Consider the following 19,149-nt stretch of genomic DNA (forward strand, 5'->3'; position numbering starts at 1 on the left):
GTCTTTTGTCGCTAGCTGCTAAACTGACTGAAAGATTCTCGCTTGGAGTCTATTTAAAAGCAGAAGTTATGCCCTTTTCGATTTTAGATTTTCGAGGGAATAACCGCTGACATAATGGTTAGAAACTATCCTACAGTTCCCTTTTTGGGAAACTTGGTATTAGAAGAAAGTCGGTTCTAGAGCAAATTTTTGATTGCCATATATTTTTTTTTGTGGCATTCATATTTTTTTACTTCTACCTTCAATCTTCAAAATTAAACCTTCTGCCTTCTCCTTTTTTTTGAAAAAGCAAGTTGGGAACAATAGCTAATATCTATCCGCCCAACAACCGCTACTTAGCACCAGGACTCGGAGCCGGAGTTGGCGGTTTTTCTTCTTGCTTTAACGGCAGCAGCGCGTGCAAGTCAAAAGCAGTTTTAATTTTAGTTGGCGGCTGCTCCACAGGAACTATTTTCCCCTTCAAAAAATCAACCTCAATTGGCTGATTTGATGCTAGCAATTCAGATTTCAAATTCCTAACTACCAACAGCGACTGCATCAACTCCAAGTTACGCATAAAATTGCGGGTTTGAGCGAAAGTGCCTTCAAACTCTACCTTAAATTTTTTGCGTCTGAGCTTGCCAGCCAGGGACGGTCCGAAGGAGGTATCTGCCAGAATATCAGGGTCTGGAGCTCCCGGCGCGGCGGTTGCTGCTGCTGGGGGCATATCCGGCTCAAATTTGGTAATTTTAGCCTTGAGGTCATCTCCTTGCACGCCGGCGTTGATTCTATTAACGAGTTGGGTCATGTCAAGCAAAAGCGTGTTGGCGCTGGCGTCGCTGGCAAACATTGCCGTCACGTTTGCCCGGCGCTGTTTTGCTTCTTCTTGCTTTGCTTCTGCTTCTGCCTTTTTTTGAATTTGAGTTTGCAATTGCAGTTGCGTTTGCTCGCTTTCGCTAAGTTTTTGCTTGAATGCGTCTCTTTTTTGGAATTCGGGCAGTACGAACTGGTAGCCAATGCCACCGGCAATGACGAGGCCGAGAACCGCGATGCCGATTGCTTGGACTTGGGGTGTCAGCTTAATGCCGAATATTTCCTGACCCCCTGTCTCTTCTGCTTGTGCGCCGCTGGGAATAAACTGATTTGCTGTCATTGTTTTTTCACCTCTGGTTTTTGTGGTTCTAGCACTCCTTTTTCTTGAAGTGTTTCTATCCGTATTGCTAGGCCGTCTGCTTGCTTGCTTCGCAGCTCGGGGAGCAACTCGGAGGCCCCCGTCGGGCTGAGTGTCGTTTCAATTTTATATTCCACCACCGGTCGCAGTTTGGGAAGTTCTGCTGGTGCTGCGTTTTCGTTACGCACTTGTAATTGTGCGGGGTTGTTTTTTAATGTGGCCGCTATCAGTTTTGTATCGGTGTTAAGGAAGAAAGGAGAGCGCTGGACTAGCAACATAAAGTCGTTAACTTGAGCAAAGGTACTGGCTATCCCTGAAATTTGTACTTTTGATGCCTGCTGCGGGACGACGGGGGGGGGAGGTGCTGCCGGGGTGGGGCTGGCTGCTGGAGACGGACTCGCCCCTGGGGAGGCTGCGGGAGTTGCAGCAGGGGGTGGGGGTGCTGCTGCAACGGGGGAGGGACTTGGGTCGATTTGCTCGATTTTGCCAATTTGGACTCCCGCCGGAGTACGAGCACTGAGGTCTTGCAGCATCGCCGACCAAGGCTTAATTTGGTCGAATACTCCGGCTAATGCTTTGTATTCCGCGGTAACTTGGTCGGTTTCGGCGTTGATGGCTTTGATGGTGTTGGCTTGAGTGTTTAACTTGGCCAGTTCTTGGTCGATGGCTTCTTGTTTTGTGGCCAAGCTGGTATTTTCGCTAGTCGCCCACCACCAGGCGCCCATGACTGCGGCGATGATGCCAAGGGCAAACAGCGTCGCCCCATATATGGGCAGTTGGTCTTTGGCTCCACCGGAACTTTTTTTAGCTGGGCTTTTGGTTGCAACGGGTTTGTAGTCGGGACGGTCGTTGAGAAAATTAATATCTAGGCTGTACATGGCTTCACTCGATTTTATAGCAGAAGGTAGAAGGCAGAAGGCACAAGGTAAAAGGTAGAAGGCACGAGGTAGAAGGTAGAAGGTAGAAGGAAAAAGTGATCTAGCGTTTATGTTTCAGGAATTAAGAATGTCCTAACAGTCTTGGCTGTTGCTATAGATTTAAATTTGAAATTTGAGATTTTAGACAGAACGCAAGATTGCTGGTACAAGTGAAGGATTTATTTAGGGAAGAAAGAAACAACTTTCTGCCTTCTACTGAAGGAAGGGGCTGCTTCTACCTCAGATATATTCTACCTTCTATCTTCTACCTCCAATATTCTACCTTCTGCTTTCTGCCTTCTTCTTTTGGAAGGGGTTTTTACCTAAAATTCTCAAATCTGTTTTTCTCTCATCTAAAACTGTTAGGTCACATAACCTCCCTTAGTCCTAAACCTAGGGCGACTCCTAAACCTGCTCGCTGTTCTGGGGTAATTTCTTGGCTGATTTCGAGTCCTAGGGTTTCGATGGGATCGACTTGAGATGCGGGCAAGCTTAATCTTTGCATAAAAAATTCGTCTAGTTTGCCGATCGCAGCTCCAGGACCTGCTAGCAGCAGTTGCGCTACTTCGAGTTCTTCGCTCTGGTTGAGGTAAAAGTCTACTGAGCGGCGCAGTTCGTCTGCTAGTTCTCCCAATACTTTAATCATCGCATTTGTGCCGGGATTGGCGTCTCCCGATGCGCCCATTGTATCTGTGACAGGCAGGGTCATGCCTTGCAGTTCGCTGGTGTCTCTGGTTGGCGGCAGGTTCATGGCTTGGTTGAGGGCGGTCTGGATTTGGTAGGTGCCGATCGGGATGGTACGGTTGAACTGAGGTATGCCGTCCACTACTATAGCTAACTCGGTGCTGTCAAATTCTATGGCGGTGAGAACTGCTGCTTCTTGGGAGGAAAATTGTTGCAGTTGTTCTTTGAGGGTGCGGATTAGGGCAAAACTGGTTACTTCTAATACGTCTATAATCAGTCCGGCTTCTTTGAATGTTTCGATGTATGTGTCGGTAACTTCTCTGCGGGTTGCTACTAACACGACTTGCACTTTTTCTACTCCGTCGTCATCTACAAAAAGGCCTATTTTTTGATAGTCTACGTCGGCGTCTTCTCTGGGAAACGGCAAGTACAGTCCTGCTTCTGCGTTCATGTAATCCCGCAGTTCTTCTTCGTTGAGCTCTGCAGGAACTGGGATGAGACGGATGACGGCTTCGCGGCCGGGAATGGCTGTGGCTACTCGCTTGGCTTTGATTTTGTTGTCGGCAAGGACGGTACGTATTAGTTCTGCCATTCCCGGCGGATCGACTATTTGTCCTTCTTGTACATAGTCTTCTGGAACTTCTATGGAGGCTAGGATGCCTAATTTTAATGCCTGAGCTTTCTTTTCGAGCTGAATGATGTTGATGCGGTCTGGGGCTATTTCGATCCCGATTCCTGGCTGGCGTTGGGAAAGTAGACCTTTGAAAAAGTTAACCATGTGATTGGGTCGCCGATAATTGCTATTTTTTTCTTTTGTTGTTGGCCAGCCTGATTCAGCGTGCCCGGTGTTGGAGGGTTGGTTTCCAACTGCCGCAAGAGTGCTGTAATCTCGGTATCCCGCCGTAGCTACGCAGCTCCGTCTGTGTTGCGTGATCGCTAGTTCCGATTTTATGCTATCCAATTTACTTGACAATAGCTATTCTGCTGCGAATGTCAATAAATTCCAGCAGAATCGACCGAAAACCTGCCGATTCTGCACAAAAACAGACTATCTCGCTCCTGGGCCCAGGTACAAAACTCTGTTACTGACTCGATCGCGCTTGATTCGGGCGATTCCCTACCCTACCCTACCGGAACCCCTACGGGGAACGGGAACCCCTGCGGGGAAAGGGATAGCTTCGCTTCACGCTTTTTTGTCTGACGGTTCCGATAACTCTCAAATTTTATTCTATGAAACGTAAATCTTGGCAACTGTTTGCTGTTTTTGGACTGGTGGGGCTGCTGCTGGCTGCGGTGGTGAGTTGCGGCAAGCCTGCTGTTAATTCCCAGGCAAATAATACGCAGGAAATCGAGTTCTGGACTATGCAGCTTCAACCTCAGTTTACTGAGTATTTCAACAAGACGATCGCCGGTTTTGAAGCGGAAAATCCGGGGGTGAAGGTGCGTTGGGTGGACGTTCCTTGGTCGGCGATGGAAAGCAAGATTTTGGGGGCTGTTTCGGCTAAAACTGCGCCGGATGTGGTGAACCTAAATCCCGATTTTGCTTCGCTGTTGGCGGGACGCAATGCTTGGCTGGATTTGGATTCTCGAATTCCGCAGCAAGTTCGATCGACCTATCTGCCAAATATCTGGAAAGCTAGTGTACTCGACGGCAAGACTTTTGGCATTCCTTGGTATCTCACGACTGGGGTGACAATTTACAATACTGATTTGTTGAAGAAGGCTGGAATTGCTAAGCCTCCTGCTACTTATGCAGAGTTGGCAACTGTTGCCAAGCAGGTGAAGGAAAAGACTGGTAAGTTTGCTTTTTTTGTGACTTTTGTGCCGGAAGATTCGGCGGAGGTTTTGCAATCTTTCGTGCAGATGGGTGTGCCTTTGATTGACGCTAAAGGCAAGGCGGCTTTTAATACTGCTAAGGGCAAAGCTGTTTTTCAGTATTGGGTAGATTTGTACAAAAACGGACTTTTGCCCCAGGATGTTTTGGTGCAGGGACATCGCAGGGCGATCGAGCTTTATCAAGCTGGGGAAACTTCTTTGTTGGCTTCCGGGCCTCAGTTTTTGAAGGCGATTGCTGAGAATGCTCCTAGTATTGGTGCTGTTTCGGCTGCTGCGCCTCAAATTACGGGGGAAACCGGCAAGAAGACTGTGGCGGTGATGAATTTGGTTGTGCCCCGCGACAGCAAGCGCCCTGATGATGCTGTCAAGTTTACTTTGTACGTGACTAATTCTCAAAATCAATTGGCTTTTGCTAAGGCTGCTAATGTTTTGCCTTCTACGGTTGAGGCTTTACAGGACGATTATTTTAAGAGCGTTCCTGCTGATGCTCCTGCAGCTGATCGAGCTCGGGTTGTTAGTGCTTCTGGGTTGAGTTCCGCCGAGCTATTGATTCCGCCTCTCAAGGATGTTAAGAAGCTGCAAAAGGCGATTTATGACAATTTGCAGGCGGCAATGTTGGAGGAGAAATCGGTAGAACAGGCTGTGGCTGATGCGGCTAAGGCTTGGGATCAAAGGTAGTTTTTAATTGAAGCTGGGGCGGATTTTTTTTGATATCGCCCTTGCTTTTTTGGGCTACTTGACGTATTATTAAATAATGGAAATCTGTGTCGTCATATATAAACAGATATCAGCTTTTAAGTTATTATCGAATGATGAAATTACCGCCTCTTCACAACGCGGAGTCGGAGGAGAACTCTCGATAAGTCAATCTGGACTATTTTAGAGGTAAATGTTTGTTGATAAGAAGGCTCCCTCATCCCAGAAACCGGGTTTCTTTATCCGGTGCGATCGCCTTTCTCAATTCAGCTTGATTGAATATTTGTAGGAATATAGCCTGAATTACTCAAATATTCATAAATTTAACTCGTGTTAAAATCAAAGCTCAGCTCAGAATAGGATAAAATTCTTATGCCAGCGATGACACTCAAAGATTTAAACCAAGTTCAAACCCTTTTTTCCGAAGCGGGCTTAGATTACAAAATTGAACTAGAAGACGGGAGACTTTCAATTGTGGGGCCATCAGACATCGTATCCAGTGAAATCAGCAGTATTTTGATTCGCTTGCTGGGTAACTGGGTTTATCCCCGTCGCTTGGGAAGAGTCTTTGACTCCGCAGGCGGTTTCATCATGCCGGATACGAATGTCAAAGCACCGGATGTTTCTTTTGTGCGCGCCGCCCGCTTGCGCCAAAGTCCGCGTTATTTTGGAGAACTTGTCCCCGATTTGGTGGTTGAGATTAAATCTCAGAGCGATCGCATTAAGCTTATAGAAACCAAGGTTTTGAAGTTTATAGAGCTGGGTGCGATCGTCGGAATTCTGATCGATCCTGATGAAGAAACAGTGACTATTTATCGCTCTACAGGTGAACCGACTGTTTTAGGAAATGGCGATATCTTAACAGTCGCAGAACTTTTTCCCGGTTGGGAATTGCCCGTTTCGGAATTGTGGCCTCCTATCTTTACTGAGGAAGAAACACAAGGTTAAAGAAAAAAGAGCGTGAAGCGAAGCTATCTTCCCGCAGGGGTTCCCGTTCCCCGTAGGGGTTCCCGTAGGGTAGGGTAGGGAATCGCCCACTCTACTTATCGAGCTTTTCCTTCAACGCGATCGCACTTCCAAATATTCATCAGCGGTGGAGATAAACGCTAATGAACTTGTCCAGCTAGCTCAATCGGTGAATCTTGATGAGTCAATCGATAGGCAGCACTTTCTTCCAGCAATTGTCGAATAAAATGGGGGCTGTGAGCATTAATTGAATGTAACAGATTTCTATACAAGCGGCAGGCAACCTCATCATTCAAAATGCGACTGTGGAGTATTCTTGTCCAATCCGAGGCAACAACAATTAATTGTGGAATGACACGGATAAATGCTTGTAACTGCTGTTCCATTTCAAAAGATTCTAAAAAATGAATTAGGCTAAACATCACCTCCGGCTGTTGGCAGCGATCGTCTAAAATCAGATGTAAATCTGCTAAATGTTCACTCTCAGGATGCTTCGCGAATTCCGCTAAAGCATTTTCAAAAGCTGTTACTTCTTCCGCAGATCGCATTAATTTATTAGCGACCAAAATGGTAATCCAGCTATTCTCCTTCATCACCTATTTACTCCCTTTTCAAAAACGCCCAACCAAGCTAACTTATTTGACTGAATAACTTGCTGTAAGCTGCGCCTAATTAGTGGCGTGTAAAGTCCCTGACGGCGATAAATTGCTCGCGCATCGCTAATTTCTCTAGCTAGTGCTTCCCTTGGTAACAAGCTGAGATTCGGAGATTGTCCGTAAGAGATAGTCTGGCGATGACGACCTCCTTTACCGGGCAAAGGGTGTTCCATCATTATAGCAATACCCATTTCTCTGCTGTAACCAAGAACCTTTGCTGCCATAAATCCATTAGAAGGAATGTGATGTGGTGTCAGATTATCGCCTCTTCGTCCAGCTTTAAGCAGGTCTCCGTAACATCCAACTGCGCCTTCCCCTGGGAGAAGTCTGTTTGTATAATTAGCTATTTCTATTCTCCTATTCGCTGCTAACGGACATGATATTACCACAAGAAACCCAGTGTCTATGAAGCATCTCTTGCTAGTTTACCCGAACAATTCATCTTAAGGCAGGATGCGTTTAAGCTTGGGATTGTTGTTGCAGAAAATAGCCCACGAGATAAAGCGAACCGCAAAGGATTGTTAGGTTGTCGCCTGTAACAGCAGCATCTAAAGCTGTTGTTAAGTCGGGGAAGGCTTGACAGAGAGTTAATTCGGGGCAGATAATTTGAGCGAGGGTGGCTAATTCTGCGGGTGATGATGAGTTGTGATCGGGTACGGGTACTAGGTAAAGTCGATCGCCCTTTTTGAGTAATGCTTTCAAAATATCATCGCAGTCTTTAGTCGCCAGAATGCCGATTACCCAGTTAATCGGTGACGGGTGATTGTTCAGGCGATCGACATATTCACGGAGGGCGATCGCTGCGGCGGGGTTGTGCGCGCCGTCAATTAATATTTTGCGGTTTTTCCAAGTAGTCTGTTGGAGTCTTCCGGGCCATTGGGTTTTGGCGATACCGTTTTCGATGGCGGTTGGGGAAATTTGCCATCCTTGGTTTTGGAGAGTTTGCAAAGTTGCGATCGCAATTGCTGAATTCATTAATTGAATTTTTCCCAGCAGCGGCAATTGATATTTTATTTTATCCGCATTTTGATTAAACTGATATTCTGCGAATCCTTGTCCTAAATCTATTGCTGGTTTTACCCAAGTTGCCGGACAGTCTAATTCTTGAATGCGTTTTTCTACTACTATTCTAGCTGATTCTGGCAATTCTCCGATAACTGCCGGACATTTTGCTTTAAGAATTCCCGCTTTTTCCCCAGCAATATCTGCCACGGTGGGGCCGAGTATTTGCCAGTGTTCTAGACTGATAGAAGTAATGACGCTAGCGAGAGGTGTTTCGCAAACGTTAGTCGCGTCTAATCTACCGCCCAATCCAGTTTCTATGACGGCGATATCTGTTTTTTGTTCGGCGAAATATAGCCAAGCTGCAGCGGTGATTATTTCAAATTGAGTGGGAGTTTCGGTGTTGTTTTGAGTAGTGGCGACAACTCGTTCTAGACACTGTTGCAATTCTGTTGGGGAAATCGGTTTTTGGTTGATGCAAATTCTTTCTGTCCAATCGATTAAGTGCGGGGATGTGTAGCGTCCAACTCGATAGCCTGCTTCTGTTAGTACGGAAGAGAGATAAGCGCAAACGGAACCTTTGCCGTTTGTGCCGGCAATGTGGATAATGGGTACTTTTTGGTGGGGGTTGTCTAGTTTTTCGAGAAGTTGGTGGATTCTTTCTAGACCCAGGTGGACGCCGAAGTGTTGGTAGGATTGGAGGAGGGATTCTGCATTCATTGAGGATGATAAATTCTGTTTGTGTGTGTAAATTATTTTTTTATTAACCGCAGAGGGCGCAGAGTGAGAGAAGAAAGAGATAGATATCTAAGAAAAGAGAGGTTTATAATTGATTTATTATATTTATTGCGGGTGAAAAAAGGTGGCTTTGGATATTATTTCACTGTTTTCTGGTTGTGGCGGGTTGGATTTGGGTTTTCGCTTAGCTGGGTTTAATCCGGTTTGGGCGAATGAATATGATAAGTCTATTTGGGATACGTATAATTTCAATCATCCTGAAACTATTTTAGATCGCAGAGATATCAGAAAAATTAATTCTGATGAAATTCCCCACTGTATTGGGATTATCGGCGGCCCTCCTTGTCAAAGTTGGAGTGAAGCGGGGGCAAAACGGGGGATTGATGATAGTCGGGGTCAACTTTTCTGGGAGTATATCAGAATTGTGCGGGACAAGCAGCCTTTGTTTTTTTTAGCTGAGAATGTTAGCGGTATCTTGGCTCCCAGAAACAAGGATGCTTTCACTTATATATTATCGCAGTTTGAGGACATCGGGTATCGGGTTTCGTACAAGTTGTTGAATGCTAGAAATTTTGGTGTACCGCAAGATAGGCAAAGGGTGATTGTTGTTGGTTATCGGGAAACTATGGGTTTTGGTTTTGAGTTTCCCGAACCTGGAACCGATGTTTTGACGCTGAAAGATGCGATTTTTGATTTGCAGGCGATCGCCCCTATGTCAGTTAAGGGTAAATTAGATAATTATCACGATTCTGTCCCAAATCACGAATGTGCGGATTTGGGGTTTTCCAGCATTTATATGTCGCGCAATCGAGTGCGAAGTTGGTCAGAACCTTCTTTTACAATTCAGGCAAGCGGCAGACACGCACCTCTCCATCCTCAAGCGAGTAAAATGATTTTGGTTGGCAAAGACAAACGCATTTTTGACCCCAATTCGCCTCAGCCTTACCGTCGGCTTTCTGTGCGAGAGTGCGCGAGAGTTCAGACGTTCCCGGATGAGTTTATTTTTAAGTACAAGTATATTGCTGATGGATACAAAATGGTCGGCAATGCTGTTCCTGTGAATTTGGCTAGAGTTTTTGCAAGTAAGATTTTTGAGGATATTTCGACCTTCTGAAACAACACTTACGTCAAATCTCTCTATGTTGATTTTTTTACTCCGCGTGGGGGAAGCCAACGCTTAGGTGGCCGAAAGTTTGTTTAGGATTAGTTTCAACCACCGAGTTTTACTAAAAATTATCTGCGTTTATCTGCGGTTTCCCTATTAATCAAAGATTGATGCAATAAGTCTAGTTTGCTGTACAGATTCTCACAAAAATTTTGTTAACTCGCCGAGATTGTGCTGAATCGCATTTATTCCGCGCAGGTGAGAAATGGGTGAACCTCCGTACAAAAAGCTATTCAAGCTGACTTGATAATTTTGCTGAACTGCTAAATCTAGCCACAAATTGTTAATCGCATCTCCGGGCTTGTAGTCGGGAATGTTGTGCTGATAGTAAGGAAAACTGTCTATACAAGTGTTAAAAAAGTTTTTGCGCCCGGAATGCTTTAAATACTGATATCGTGGTCTGAATTCTGTCCGATTTTCCAATACTGTATATATAGTATCGGCGAGAGATTCTGGGTTGAATTTAGCATAAAGCCCTGCACCTTCGGGGAAAACGGGCGAGTCTCCTCTGGCGTATTGATTGAATTCTTGGAAACAAATTACTGGTACGTTGCAACTCATGGCTTCCATGATGGCTCGGTTTTTTCCTTCGAGGAGAGAACCGAGTACAAATGCTTTTGCTCGCGAATAATACAGGGGCATTTCGCTGTAGTAGTCTACCCTCGGTAGTAAGCTAATGTAGTCCTTGGGATTGGTTAAAATTGTCTCGATTTGTCGCCATTCGTTTAAGGCGCATTCGTCGAGAGTGTTCAGGTTGCTAGGATCAAAGTCGTGTCCGGTGATAACTGTTAATTTTATCGGTTTTTGCGGGTATTTTTGGCGGTAAACTTTTAAGGCTTTGGCAATTGTTGGCAAGTTCTTTTCTTCGGAAATTCGGGCGACGGCGAGTAAATCGATGTCTTTTTCAGGGACATTCCTGGGGGAAATCCAGTATTCGTTGATGAAGTCGCAGTCTTGTAAGGGTATAGTTGGTTTGTGCGCGCGATCGGGATAGGTTTCGCGAAACCATTTATCCCGTTGCGGGTTTTTGTACAAGCTGGAGTAAGCATCGGCTATCGGTGCCCAGGAATATCCAATCCAAGGGGCATAGGTAAAGGAATGAAAGACTGATGATAATCCGGGAAATAGTTTGTTGATTAGTTCGACTGCTTCGCTGAAGTAAATTCCTTTGATGAATTTTCCTTCGTACATCAATGGGGGAAGCAAGACGTAAAAACTGACGGTCTCGAAGCGGTGGGGTTGATCCTCAAATATCTCCCAGGTAAAGGCGTCTAAGTCTGCATAAATCTCGGCGATTGGTTTGTTGATGTGGGGGTTGCGTAAATATGGTTTGTGTCGCTCGTAGTTGCCGCGTGCCATAGGTTTTTATAGTATGATTGTAAGTATTACTTCAACTTCGGTCTTCTTTCTGACTACTGACTTGTGGTCAATAATTAATCCGTGTATGCGTGTCAAAATCGGTGTCGTGCATTCCTTCTATTATAATCATTAACTGTCGTCTAGTGTCAGGGCGAGTTGGTAGATTTGGCGGCGGGGGAGGGATGTTTGTTGCGCTAGCTGGCGGCTGGCTTGGGAACGACTTATGCCTTCTGCAATTAATGTTTGCAATTCTGCTTTGATGGCGTCTTCGGAAAATATTGGTGCGGCTGTTTGGATGCCGGCAATTACGAGGGTAAATTCTCCCTGTGGTTCGCGATTGGTGTAAAGCTCGATCGCACTTTCCATACTACCACGCCAAAACTCTTCGTGCATTTTAGTTAACTCTCTCGCCAGCACAATCGGTCTGTCGCTTCCTAAACTATTTGCTAAATCTTGTAAAGTTTGCCGCAATCGGTGGGGAGATTCGTATAATATTATAGTGCGAGATTCTATTTGCAAAGCTTCTAAACTCTGTTGGCGTTCTTGACCTTTCACGGGTAAGAAACCTTCAAATACAAATCTCTCTGTAGGTAATCCTGATGCAGTTATGCCAACAATGCAGGCGGTCGGGCCGGGAATCGGAATAATGTTAATATTAGCATCCGCGCAAGCTTTGACCAACTCGGAACCGGGGTCAGAAATCCCAGGCATTCCGGCATCTGTGACGAGGGCGATATTTTTGCCTAAATGCAGTTTGTTGATGAGTTCGGGAAGTCGCTGTTGTTGGTTGTGTTCGTGATAGCTGATTTGGGGCGTTTTGATTTGAAAATGGTGCAAGAGTTTGCCTGTATGGCGGGTATCTTCGGCGGCGATGAAGTCTACTGTTTGCAAGATTCGGATGGCGCGAAAGGTCATGTCTTCCAGGTTGCCGATCGGGGTTCCGACGATGTAAAGTGTTCCTGTGGTGGGATTGGCTTGCATTTTAAGAGTGGGATTTTTTAACCGCAGATGAACGCGGATTAACGCAGATATGAAAACGGGATTGTTTTTGGGATTGGCAACGTTAGATTTAGTTTATTTGGCCCAGAAGCCGCCGGGTGAAAATCAGAAAGTTGTTGCTTCTGATTGTACCATTGCTGCGGGCGGGCCGGCGGCCAATGCTGCGGTCACTTTTAGCTATTTGGGAAATGCGGGGGTATGGGCTGGTGTTTTGGGCACTCACGCGATCGCTCAATTAATTCGTGCAGACTTAGCGGAGTATAATGTCAGGATAATTGATTTGCAGCCAGGGCGATCGCACTCGCCGCCAGTGTCCTCGATTATTGTAACTGAAGCAACGGGCGATCGATCGGTAATTTCCATCAATGCTACGAAATCGCAAGTTGACAGTCAAACAATTAACCCAGATATTTTAACATCAGTTAATATTGTACTACTTGACGGACATCAAATCGCAGCCAGCAAAGAAATTGCTCAACTTGTCAAGTCAAAAAACATTCCCATTGTCCTCGACGGTGGTAGTTGGAAGCCCGGATTAGAGGAAATATTGCCTTTCGTTGAATGGGCGGTATGTTCGGATAACTTTCATCCGCCCGACTGCGACAATTCAGAACAAGTCTTTGCTTACCTGTCAGCAGCCGGAATTTCCCATATTGCCATCACTCGCGGTGAAAAATCAATTTTATACCTCAGCAATGGCAGTTATGGCACTGTAGAAGTACCTCAAATTCAAGCCACAGACACTTTAGGCGCTGGCGACATCTTTCACGGGGCTTTCTGTCACTACATATTGCAAAATAACTTTACCGATACTCTCACCGCAGCGGCTAAAATCGCTTCCCATTCCTGCAAAAACTTCGGAACCCGCGCCTGGATGAGTAACAGTTAATTTTAAATTAAAATTAACCCAACTATCCGGTTAAAACCGATCAAAACTAGAAAACTTGAACTAGGAACACTTGCTGAGTTAAAATCCTGACAGCAACCTCGAAAAAATTTGTGAACTTCCCTCTTCTCTTCCTTCGCGCCCTTAGCGCCTGCGCGGTTCGTTAACAAAATTGCTATATTAGTAAGACAAGTTAAAGTCACACAAAACACTCCCAAAACAGCATACCCGAATCATGTCTGACACCCAACCCCTAACTATTACCCTTCCCCCTTTGCGGATTACCCTAACAGAACAACAGCAAGTTAACCTAGAATGGCTGACACAAAACTTGCCAAATCTACTCACCCCAAGCAAACAAGAAGTCCCCGACAATATGAAACAGTGGGTGGCGGCCAACAAATTATTAAATCAACCAGATGCAGAAATCATTCAAGCCCTAATAAGTACGGGCATAGATGCGGAAACAGCCACGGCAGAAGTTAGGGAAATATCCTCTCATCCCTACTTTCAAGCAGGTAGCCATTACGTACAGTTATTGCAGAAATTAGAATCGCATCTCAGGATTAGCAATCAATTAGCTGCATTGTCTTCCAAGTTTGGCACAATCGAACGCAAAAGCAGCCTTTCTAGAGAGTATTTTCTCGAAAATTACTACGCCAAAAATACTCCTGTAATTATTACCAACATTATGCACAACTGGAAAGCATTGCAGTTGTGGACGCCAGAGTATTTGCAGCAAAAATACGGCGATACAGAGGTACAAATTCAAGCCAACCGAAATTCCGACCCGAATTACGAAATTAAGATAGAAAATCACAAAAAAATTGTCTTGTTCCGCAAATATGTAGAGATGGTGGTCAAGGGCGGGCCTAGCAACGACTACTACATGGTTGCTAACAACAAAACTCTGGAAAGAGAGGAATTTAAACCCCTATTCGACGACATTGAAATTTTCCCAGAATACCTAAATCCAACGGACACAAAAGGCAGAGTTTTCTTTTGGTTCGGCCCGAAAGGCACAATTACACCGCTGCACCACGACCCAGTTAATTTAATTTTAGCGCAAGTGTCGGGCCGCAAACTAATTAAATTGATTTCTCCGCAGCAAACACCTCTGCTGTACAATCATGTCGGCGTTTTCAGCAAAGTTGACGGCGAAAATCCCGATTATGACAAATACCCGCTTTACAGAGATGCGAAAATTATTGAAGTGATTTTGGAACCGGGAGAGGCTATCTTTATTCCTGTCGGTTGGTGGCATCATGTAAAATCATTGGAGGTTAGTATTTCGGTTTCGTTTACTAATTTTGTGTTTCCCAATTATTATGAATGGAAATATCCTCATATTAATTGGTAATTGCTAATGTATGGTTTCCCGGGGCGGGTACAGGGGGCACCGCCCCTCCTGAAATCGGCGTTCATCCGCGTTCATCTGCGGTTCAAAAAAAAGAAATTAATGAAAACTCTCGAACAGTTAAGTGAAATTGCCCGATCGATCGCCTGGAGTGCATCAGATATCCTACAATCCTATTATCGCCAGGATTCCAACACTCCTAACCTCGACATCCAAGAAAAAAAAGATGGCCCCGTCACCGCCGCCGATGTCGCTGTCAATTCTTACATTCTCGACGAATTGCAGTCGGCTTTAGGGAATGCAGAATTTGGCTATCTCAGCGAAGAAACTTACAAATCTTATTTAGAAACTTATGGCAAAGTTCCCTTACCCCAAAGTTGGGTTTGGATTATTGACCCTTTGGATGGAACGCGAGATTTTATTGACAGGACAGGGGAATTTGCAGTACATATTGCTTTAGCATACCAGGGAAGACCGGTATTGGCAGTTGTGGCTTGGCCCCAACAGCAAAAGATTTATTACGCGGTGCAAAATGCTGGCGCTTTTATGGAAAGTCGGGACGGTTCAGCGGTCAAATTGCAGGTTTCGGCGCGAAATATAGTGGCAGATTTATCTATAGTAACCAGCCGCAGTCACCGGGGCGAGCGCTTTAATCAATTGTTACAAAAACTGCCTTGTCAAAATCAAATAGCTATCGGTAGTATCGGCTGTAAAATTGCGACAATTGTCGAACAAAAAGCTGATGTTTATATTGCGCTTTCGGGAAAGTCTGCGCCTAAAGATTGGGATTTAGCGGCACCGGAATTAATTTTGACTGAAGCGGGCGGTCAATTTACTCGTTTTGACGCTTCTACTTTGCAATATAACCGGGGAGATGTGAGTCAGTGGGGGGGATTGTTGGCGAGTAACGGTTGCTGTCACGCTGCTTTGTGCGGGCAAGCTGAGCAGATTTTAGCGGGGATAGATGGGGGTTTGCGGTAGTCAAAAGTTTAGTAGGGTGTGTTAGAAGAGCGTATTTTATGCACGACTAATTGCTTACGCACCCTAAAGTATGTATCAAAATTTCTGAGTTTGAATTTACTGTAGAATTGCACTTACGTTTCACAAATATTTGTGGTAAATCAATATAGTATTGGTTACAGTAATAATACTTAAGTATTTTCTCTGTCTTTATCAAAATTTTAATTAACTAACCAGGTTTTTTTTTAAGAAAACTTTATATATATCCTCGGATAAAACTGTTATAGTTACGACAAAAGATGAGGACTCATTGGGTTTTTACAGAGAAAGGGTGTGTTTGTGTAAATGAAAATTGATAGATAGTTTCGAGCGAAAGTCGCGAAACTGGGAAATCATTGTATTTTTTAATCCCCAGTAGGTGTATTATGAGAAATATAAATAGTCAAGCTTCAGGAAGTGCGATCGCCTTTATCGACCCTCAAGTTGAAGATTATCAAAGTTTGATTGCCGGAGTAACACCGGGTACGGAAGTAGTCGTTTTGGATGGGAACCGGGATGCGATCGACCAAATTACTCAAATTTTAGCTCTTCGTACCAATATTGACAGCATTCACATTGTTTCTCACGGTGCTCCCGGCAGCTTGCAACTCGGCGACGTTCGCTTTAGTTTAGATGATATAGAGTGCGATCGAAATTCTCTACAGCAGTGGTTTTCGCAACGAACCGACTCAAGGAGCAAAAATCGACGTAATATCCTCCTCTACGGGTGCTGTGTAGCAGCAGGCGAGACAGGTAAAGCATTTGTCAAACGCTTGAGTGAGTTAACCGGGGCAAGAGTTGCAGCTTCCCAAAACCTCACCGGAAGTGTAGCAAAGGGCGGCGACTGGGCACTGGAAGTCAGAACCGGGAAAATAGAAACACCGCTGGTATTTGAAGCCGAAGTGTTAGCGGGTTACGAGTACGTTCTGTCTACTTTTGGTGCTGCGACTAATTTTCCCATAACCTACAGTCTCCGTAAAGTTGCCAGTGGCGATTTTAACAAAGACGGCAACCTTGACCTAGCCTTTGCCAGCACAGGACCTGATCGCAACGTCTCGATCGCACTGGGAGATGGCACTGGCAAATTTGGCGCTGCCATTAATCTTAACACCAGCCCGCCGACCGCGCTCACTACCTTCTCTGTCGCTGTAGGCGACTTTAACAACGACGGTAATTCTGACCTGGTTACGGCCAATTCTTCTTATGCTAACAACGTTTCTCTCCTGTTAGGGAATGGCGATGCCACTTTTGGTGCAGCCACCTACTTTGGTGTGGGGTCAAGTCCCAATAGCGTAGCTGTGGGAGACTTCAACGGGGACGGCAATTCAGATGTAGCTACAGCCAATCAAAGCTATGATGGCACCGTCTCCATCTTGCGGGGAAATGGTAATGGTACTTTTGGCGCAGCTACTACTTTGAGCGTGGGGTCAAATCCCTATTTTGTGCTTGTCGGCGACTTTAACAAGGATGGCAAGTCTGACTTAGCGACAGCGAACTTTGGTTCTAACAGCGTATCCATCCTGTTAGGGAAGGGCGATGGCACTTTCGGCGCCGCCACTAACTTTACCGTTGGAAATAGCCCTAATTACATTGCTTTAGGAGACTTTAACGGAGACAATAATCCTGACTTAGCAACGAGTAACGAAGGTGGCTCAAACAACGTATCAATACTGTTAGGAGATGGCACGGGAAACTTTAGTGCAGCTACCAACTTTGGCGTTGGAACACAACCCCTTGCTATTGCTAGTGGTGACTTCAATGCAGATGGAAAAGTCGATTTAGCCACAGCCAACAATACATCGAACGATGTCTCCGTCTTGTTTGGAAGTGGCAATGGCAGCTTTGGGACTGCCACTAATTTTATTGTGGGAACCAATCCCCAAGGTATTGTTGTAGGCGATTTTAACAAAGATGGCTTATCTGATTTAGCTACGGCGAACTTTGGCGGTCAAAACACCTCAATTCTGGTGAATACAACACCTGTGGTGAATTTCGGTGCGGCAACCTACGCTGGCACTGAAGGAACGGCAGATACAGTTGTTAATATTCCCGTCACTCTCAGTGCCACTCCCTTGAGCGATGTAGTTGTACCGATCTCAATTAACCCCAGCAGCACAGCCACCACTTCAGAGTACACAATTTCGCCTACCACTGTTACTTTCCCCGCCGGCACTACTACTCTCACCCAGAATGTTGCAGTTACTATCAAACCCGACAATCTCCCTGAAAACGCCGAAACAGCAATCCTTGACATTGGCATAATTACTACTGGAAACTTTGTTGGTACAACAAATCAAGCGACACTGACTATTGCAGCTAACCAGCAAATTTCTTACGCCATTGCGGCTGATATTCCCAGTATAGTCGAAGGCAATAGTGATACAACTCCCGTAACTTTTACCGTGACTCGCAGCGGTGGCACAGATGTAGCAAGTAGCGTCAATTATACGATCGCCGGAACTGCTACAAACGTCAGCGATTACAACAGCATCGGCGACACTTCTGGGGCAACAGGTATTAGCGGGACAATCAACTTTGCTGCGGGTGAAGTTTCTAAAACTATCACATTAAATGTGGTAGGCGACGGATTAGTAGAACCCGACGAAACAGTTGCGGTTACGCTATCGAATCCTGTGGCACCTGGGCCGACACCTATCATTACTACTGCAAGTGCGACAACTACCATCACAAATGATGACTCTGCCGGTTTCAGCATTGCACCTACGAACATCACTGCTACAGAAGGCGGCGCAACTGGCAGTTACAAAGTCAAGCTAACTTCAGAACCGACGGCACCGGTTAATATTAGCTTTAATACTGGCAATGCCATTAGCCCGATCGCCACACCGATTACTTTTGACAGCACTAACTGGAATGTCGATCAGACTGTCACTGTTAGTGCGATCGACGACAATGTAGCACAAGGAACCCACAGCGGCACGATCGCTCACACAGTTACCAGTACCGATGCCAGTTATAACGCCAAAGCGATGCCCGATGTGACGGCATCGATTACTGATAACGATAGTCCTGGTGTTTCCATTGTGCAATCGGCAGGCAGTACAAATATTGCTGAAGGCGGTGTAACGGCTACCTACGGCGTGGTTTTGACTACCGCACCTGCTGCCAACGTTACGATTAATTTTGACACTGGGACTCAAATTAGTGCGATCGCACCTCTGACTTTCACCCCAAGTAATTGGAATGTTGCTCAAAATGTGACCGTTAGTGCGATCGAGGACAGCATAGCCCAAGGAACCCGCAGCGGCACGATTGCTCACACTTCTGTCAGTACCGATACTTTGTATAATGGGCTGGCGATTTCTCCTGTGACTGCCACGATTGCTGACAACGATACCGCAGGCGTGAGTATTTCACCTACGAGTACAACTGCTACCGAAGGCGGTGCAACAGGCACGTACAGCGTCAAACTAACTTCTGTGCCGATCGCGCCTGTGACGATTAGCTTTGACGCAGGAAGTCAAATAAATGCGATCGCACCGATTACCTTCGACACGACTAACTGGAATGTGGCGCAACCAGTCACAGTCACGGCTACAGACGATGCGGTTGTGGAAGGGCCGCACACAGGCAGTATTTCTCATACGGCTGCGAGTGCTGATAGTAAGTATAGTGCGATCCCGATTCCGGGCGTGACAGTGGAGGTTACTGATAACGATGTAGCACCGACACCGACACCAGTCACGCCGACACCGACACCAGTCACGCCGACACCGAC

General features: G+C 45.7%; 16 protein-coding genes. 8 read left to right on the plus strand and 8 right to left on the minus strand.

The genetic code is table 11. The features are described 5' to 3' along the window. Positions 1 to 331: 331 nt before the first annotated feature. From QUA77_RS18940 to pilM, 3 genes are all read right to left on the minus strand, one after another. Positions 332 to 1,132 carry a pilus assembly protein PilO gene (locus tag QUA77_RS18940; RefSeq protein ID WP_333041253.1) on the minus strand — a complete coding sequence of 267 codons (801 nt, stop codon included), beginning with the start codon at positions 1,130 to 1,132 and terminating at the stop codon, positions 332 to 334. Continuing rightward, the gene (locus QUA77_RS18945) at positions 1,129 to 2,028 is read right to left on the minus strand and encodes a PilN domain-containing protein (protein ID WP_333451786.1); all 900 of its coding nucleotides are present in this window, start codon (positions 2,026 to 2,028) and stop codon (positions 1,129 to 1,131) included. The genes QUA77_RS18940 and QUA77_RS18945 overlap by 4 nt, the downstream gene beginning before the upstream one ends. 406 nt (positions 2,029 to 2,434) lie before the next feature. After that, positions 2,435 to 3,529: a type IV pilus assembly protein PilM gene (pilM, locus tag QUA77_RS18950; protein ID WP_333062549.1), complete on the minus strand. Its 1,095-nt coding sequence runs from the start codon at positions 3,527 to 3,529 to the stop codon at positions 2,435 to 2,437. 172 nt (positions 3,530 to 3,701) lie between these two features. Here pilM and QUA77_RS18955 point away from each other — a divergent pair, with 172 nt between their 5' ends. The 3 genes from QUA77_RS18955 (at position 3,702) to QUA77_RS18965 (ending at position 6,231) form a co-directional block, all read left to right on the plus strand. Then, complete coding sequence (locus QUA77_RS18955) at positions 3,702 to 3,992, plus strand: hypothetical protein (protein WP_333451788.1); 291 nt, start codon at positions 3,702 to 3,704, stop codon at positions 3,990 to 3,992. After that, positions 3,982 to 5,265 carry a sugar ABC transporter substrate-binding protein gene (locus QUA77_RS18960; protein WP_333451790.1) on the plus strand — a complete coding sequence of 428 codons (1,284 nt, stop codon included), beginning with the start codon at positions 3,982 to 3,984 and terminating at the stop codon, positions 5,263 to 5,265. Before QUA77_RS18955 ends, QUA77_RS18960 begins: the two co-directional genes overlap by 11 nt. A 390-nt stretch (positions 5,266 to 5,655) precedes the next feature. Next, positions 5,656 to 6,231 carry a Uma2 family endonuclease gene (locus tag QUA77_RS18965; protein WP_190737295.1) on the plus strand — a complete coding sequence of 192 codons (576 nt, stop codon included), beginning with the start codon at positions 5,656 to 5,658 and terminating at the stop codon, positions 6,229 to 6,231. Between the two features lie 158 nt (positions 6,232 to 6,389). On the opposite strand, the gene QUA77_RS18970 is transcribed toward QUA77_RS18965, so the two are convergent. From QUA77_RS18970 to QUA77_RS18980, 3 genes are all read right to left on the minus strand, one after another. Continuing rightward, entirely contained in the window at positions 6,390 to 6,842 is a 453-nt protein-coding gene (locus tag QUA77_RS18970; protein WP_333451792.1) for an Imm30 family immunity protein, read from the minus strand. After that, a complete protein-coding gene (locus tag QUA77_RS18975) occupies positions 6,842 to 7,129 on the minus strand; it encodes a hypothetical protein (RefSeq protein ID WP_333184189.1) in 288 nt (95 codons plus the stop codon). The genes QUA77_RS18970 and QUA77_RS18975 overlap by 1 nt, the downstream gene beginning before the upstream one ends. A 235-nt stretch (positions 7,130 to 7,364) precedes the next feature. Beyond that, positions 7,365 to 8,627 carry a folylpolyglutamate synthase/dihydrofolate synthase family protein gene (locus QUA77_RS18980; RefSeq protein ID WP_333451794.1) on the minus strand — a complete coding sequence of 421 codons (1,263 nt, stop codon included), beginning with the start codon at positions 8,625 to 8,627 and terminating at the stop codon, positions 7,365 to 7,367. Positions 8,628 to 8,769: 142 nt separating this feature from the next. Between QUA77_RS18980 and QUA77_RS18985 the strand changes: the two genes are divergently transcribed. Then, complete coding sequence (locus tag QUA77_RS18985; RefSeq protein WP_333451795.1) at positions 8,770 to 9,759, plus strand: DNA cytosine methyltransferase; 990 nt, start codon at positions 8,770 to 8,772, stop codon at positions 9,757 to 9,759. Positions 9,760 to 9,951: 192 nt separating this feature from the next. On the opposite strand, the gene QUA77_RS18990 is transcribed toward QUA77_RS18985, so the two are convergent. Together QUA77_RS18990 and rsmI are read right to left on the minus strand one after the other, a co-directional pair. Further along, positions 9,952 to 11,169: a glycosyltransferase gene (locus QUA77_RS18990; protein ID WP_333451797.1), complete on the minus strand. Its 1,218-nt coding sequence runs from the start codon at positions 11,167 to 11,169 to the stop codon at positions 9,952 to 9,954. A 129-nt stretch (positions 11,170 to 11,298) separates the two neighbouring features. After that, positions 11,299 to 12,150 (minus strand): 16S rRNA (cytidine(1402)-2'-O)-methyltransferase, encoded by an 852-nt coding sequence (gene rsmI / locus QUA77_RS18995; protein ID WP_333451799.1) that lies wholly within the window; start codon positions 12,148 to 12,150, stop codon positions 11,299 to 11,301. 49 nt (positions 12,151 to 12,199) lie between these two features. Here rsmI and QUA77_RS19000 point away from each other — a divergent pair, with 49 nt between their 5' ends. The 4 genes from QUA77_RS19000 to QUA77_RS19015 all read left to right on the plus strand — a co-directional run. Continuing rightward, entirely contained in the window at positions 12,200 to 13,057 is an 858-nt protein-coding gene (locus tag QUA77_RS19000) for a PfkB family carbohydrate kinase (protein ID WP_333451801.1), read from the plus strand. 232 nt (positions 13,058 to 13,289) lie between these two features. Then, positions 13,290 to 14,414, plus strand: coding sequence for a cupin-like domain-containing protein (locus QUA77_RS19005; RefSeq protein ID WP_333451803.1), 1,125 nt, complete (start codon positions 13,290 to 13,292; stop codon positions 14,412 to 14,414). A 99-nt stretch (positions 14,415 to 14,513) separates the two neighbouring features. Further along, positions 14,514 to 15,392 (plus strand): inositol monophosphatase family protein, encoded by an 879-nt coding sequence (locus QUA77_RS19010; protein ID WP_333451805.1) that lies wholly within the window; start codon positions 14,514 to 14,516, stop codon positions 15,390 to 15,392. Positions 15,393 to 15,796: 404 nt separating this feature from the next. After that, the coding region (locus QUA77_RS19015; RefSeq protein ID WP_333451806.1) for a DUF4347 domain-containing protein at positions 15,797 to 19,149 on the plus strand (3,353 nt) is incomplete at its 3' end.

Origin of the sequence: Microcoleus sp. K5-D4, from assembly GCF_036704575.1 — a bacterium.
Lineage (GTDB): Bacteria > Cyanobacteriota > Cyanobacteriia > Cyanobacteriales > Microcoleaceae > Microcoleus.

Coding starts and splice junctions, on each gene's coding strand:
- QUA77_RS19005 (WP_333451803.1), top strand. CDS start 13,290: ATGTCTGACACCCAACCCCTAACTATTACCCTTCCCCCTTTGCGGATT.
- QUA77_RS18980 (WP_333451794.1), bottom strand. CDS start 8,627: ATGAATGCAGAATCCCTCCTCCAATCCTACCAACACTTCGGCGTCCAC.
- QUA77_RS18990 (WP_333451797.1), bottom strand. CDS start 11,169: ATGGCACGCGGCAACTACGAGCGACACAAACCATATTTACGCAACCCC.
- QUA77_RS18940 (WP_333041253.1), bottom strand. CDS start 1,132: ATGACAGCAAATCAGTTTATTCCCAGCGGCGCACAAGCAGAAGAGACA.
- QUA77_RS18955 (WP_333451788.1), top strand. CDS start 3,702: ATGCTATCCAATTTACTTGACAATAGCTATTCTGCTGCGAATGTCAAT.
- QUA77_RS18975 (WP_333184189.1), bottom strand. CDS start 7,129: ATGGCAGCAAAGGTTCTTGGTTACAGCAGAGAAATGGGTATTGCTATA.
- QUA77_RS18970 (WP_333451792.1), bottom strand. CDS start 6,842: ATGAAGGAGAATAGCTGGATTACCATTTTGGTCGCTAATAAATTAATG.
- rsmI (WP_333451799.1), bottom strand. CDS start 12,150: ATGCAAGCCAATCCCACCACAGGAACACTTTACATCGTCGGAACCCCG.
- QUA77_RS19000 (WP_333451801.1), top strand. CDS start 12,200: ATGAAAACGGGATTGTTTTTGGGATTGGCAACGTTAGATTTAGTTTAT.
- QUA77_RS19010 (WP_333451805.1), top strand. CDS start 14,514: ATGAAAACTCTCGAACAGTTAAGTGAAATTGCCCGATCGATCGCCTGG.
- QUA77_RS18960 (WP_333451790.1), top strand. CDS start 3,982: ATGAAACGTAAATCTTGGCAACTGTTTGCTGTTTTTGGACTGGTGGGG.
- pilM (WP_333062549.1), bottom strand. CDS start 3,529: ATGGTTAACTTTTTCAAAGGTCTACTTTCCCAACGCCAGCCAGGAATC.
- QUA77_RS18965 (WP_190737295.1), top strand. CDS start 5,656: ATGCCAGCGATGACACTCAAAGATTTAAACCAAGTTCAAACCCTTTTT.
- QUA77_RS18945 (WP_333451786.1), bottom strand. CDS start 2,028: ATGTACAGCCTAGATATTAATTTTCTCAACGACCGTCCCGACTACAAA.